The sequence below is a fragment of the Aquitalea sp. S1-19 genome, assembly GCF_024343515.1.
On sequence record NZ_RJTZ01000208.1, the window covers coordinates 1 to 2767 of the forward strand.

Genomic DNA, 2767 nt, shown 5'->3' on the forward strand with positions numbered 1-2767 from the left:
ATGTATTCATTGCCTCGCTGATCGAGCAATGCCCGGCGCTGATCGAGCAACTGGAAAGGGAAACAGCATGCAGATAATCGACAGGAACGAACTGGCATCTGCACTGGCCAGCATCGACCCGCACGACCGGGATGGATGGGTCACCATGGCCATGGCGTGCAAGGCGGCACTGGGTGAAGACGGTTTCCCGATCTGGGACAACTGGAGCCAGGGCGCCGACAGCTACCGTACCAAGGACGCCCAAGCCGTATGGAAGTCGGTAACAGCCGGGGGCCGCGTCACCGAGCGCACGCTATACCATGCCGCCCGCGCCCGAGGCTGGCAACCAAGCCGGCCTATTGCCCCGCTTTCGCCCGAAGAGCAGGCCCGTATCGAGGACGAACGAGCCACCGCCCGGCACGAGGCCGAAACCATCCGGCAGGCCCAGCGCGAGGCGGCACAAGCCAAGGCCAGAAAGCTGTGGGCGCAGGGGTATGATGTAGTGGCAGATCACCCCTATCTGGCCAGCAAGGGCATCCGGCCCTATGGCGTGCGCCAGTTGCGGGGCATGCTGTTGATCCCGCTCAGGGTAGACGGCGAACTGGTAAACCTGCAAATCATCGGCAACGACGGCAACAAGCGTTTCCTGAGCGGCGGCCAGGTCAAGGGCGCATCGCTGGCACTGGGCTGGCAGCAAGACCCGGCCGCCGTACTGATGTGCGAAGGCTGGGCAACGGGCTGCACCCTGCACGAGGCAACCGGCCTGCCGGTCGTGGTGGCATTCAATGCCGGCAACCTCAAGACTATGGCCGAGCGCATGGCGACCAGTCTGGCCGAATCACTGCCGGTTGGGGTCTGCGGCGACAGCGACACCAGCGGCGCCGGGCAAGAGGCTGCCGACAAGGCCGCCGCCATCCTGTCGCCGCGTGGCGAGGTGCTGCTGCCGGTTTTCACGCAAGAGCAGATCGAGCGCCACCAGTTGGCCACCGGCAAAGCACCGTCCGACTTCAACGACCTGCACCAGCTGGAAGGGCTGGCTACCGTCCGCGAAACTGTGTCGGTTCGCGTAAAAGGGGGCAAAAAACCCCATTTTGATATGTCGCCTCAAGTTTTGGAGAAGGGAAAACCGCCTTCGCCCCAGCCGGAGGCAGCAGAAGATGCCAGCCTCTGCCAAATCGACGCGAACCACGCGAACCGGGAGCAAGAACCCAGTAACGGCGCGGTTTGCAGTGATGGTAAGCGGTTCGCGTACACCGAAAACGCACAGGCGAACCACGCGAACCGTGATACCGACAAGCCCGCCGTGCCCTATGGCTACCTGCTCAAGCAAAATGGCAACAGGCCGGGGGTGTACTGGCTTGATCTGGATGACGACAAACCGCCGCGCTGGCTGTGCTCGCCCCTGATCGTAGACGCCAAGACCCGCGACGACAGCGGCGCAAACTGGGGCCGGCTGCTAGTGTGGCACGACGCCGAAGGCCGCCTGCATGAATGGGCGATGCCAGCCGAGCTGCCACACAGCGACGGCGGCGCATTGGCGCAAGAGCTGGCACGGGGCGGGCTGGATGTGGAGCCGGGGCGCAAGGCGCGCGAACTGATGACCGCCTACATCGTCAAGGCGGCGCCGCAACGCTTCGCCCGCTGCACCCAGCACACCGGCTGGCATGGCGATGTATTTGTGCTGCACGGCGAGGTAATCGGCGACACCGGCGGCGAGCGCGTCATTCTGCAAAGCGAACGCGATGAATCTATCGGCATGGCACAGTCCGGCACGCTGAAAGGCTGGCGCGATGAGGTGGCCATCCTGGCGTCTGGCAACAGCCGCATGCTGTTTGCGCTATCGCTGGCATTTGCCGCCCCGCTGGCCGCGCTGGCCAACGAGTCGGGCGGGTTTCACATCGTCGGCGGATCGAGCGCCGGCAAATCCACCGCACTGGAGGCCGCCGCATCCGTATGGGGCCACCCTGCCGAATATGGCTTCAAATGGCGCGCGACCAGCAACGGGCTGGAAGGCATGTGCGCCAGCCGCAATGACCTGCTGGTGATTCTGGATGAGCTGGCGCAGGTTGACCCGCGCGAGGCCGGCGAAGCGGCCTATATGATCGCCAACGGCCAAGGCAAAGCGCGGGCCGATCGCAGCGGCGCTATCCGTACCCCGCGCCGCTGGCGCACGCTGATGCTGTCGGCAGGTGAAATCAACCTAAGCCAGCATATGCGTGAAGCCGGCAAGCACGCCCGTGCCGGGCAAGAAGTACGCCTGATCGACATTGCCGCCGATGCCGGTGCCGGTCTGGGCTTATTCGATACGCTGGCCGGCCAGGCATCGGGCGCCGATCTCTCCATCGCATTCAAGCGCGGCGCGGCAAACCACTACGGCCACGCTGGCCGTGCTTTCCTGCACCGCGTGGTCGAAGATCGCGCCGCCGTACTGGATGCCATCCGCGAAGGCCGGGGCAGCATCATGGCCGACGATGTACCCAAGGATGCGACTGGCCAGGTAGTGCGGGCTGCCGGGCGCTTCGCGCTGGTGGCCGTGGCCGGCGAACTGGCCACCGCCTACGGCCTGACCGGCTGGCAGCCCGGCGAGGCGATGCATGCCGCCGTGCGCTTGTTCAAGGAGTGGCTGGCAGCGCGTGGCGGGGCTGGCGATGCCGAGATCAACAACGGCCTGCAAGCGGTGCGCGCGTTCATGGAGATGCATGGCGAAAGCCGGTTCACCCCATGGAATGCCGACCCGGAAACAGCAGCCAGAACCATCAACCGCGCCGGCTTTAGCCGCGACCAAGAA

Annotated in this window: 1 protein-coding gene; it reads left to right on the top strand. The window is 65.2% G+C overall.

Translation table 11 applies throughout. From position 1 onward, the window contains the following. Positions 1–67: 67 nt before the first annotated feature. Positions 68–2767 (top strand): DUF927 domain-containing protein (locus EGI20_RS17245; protein ID WP_498632944.1); only part of this gene is annotated, 2700 nt, incomplete at its 3' end.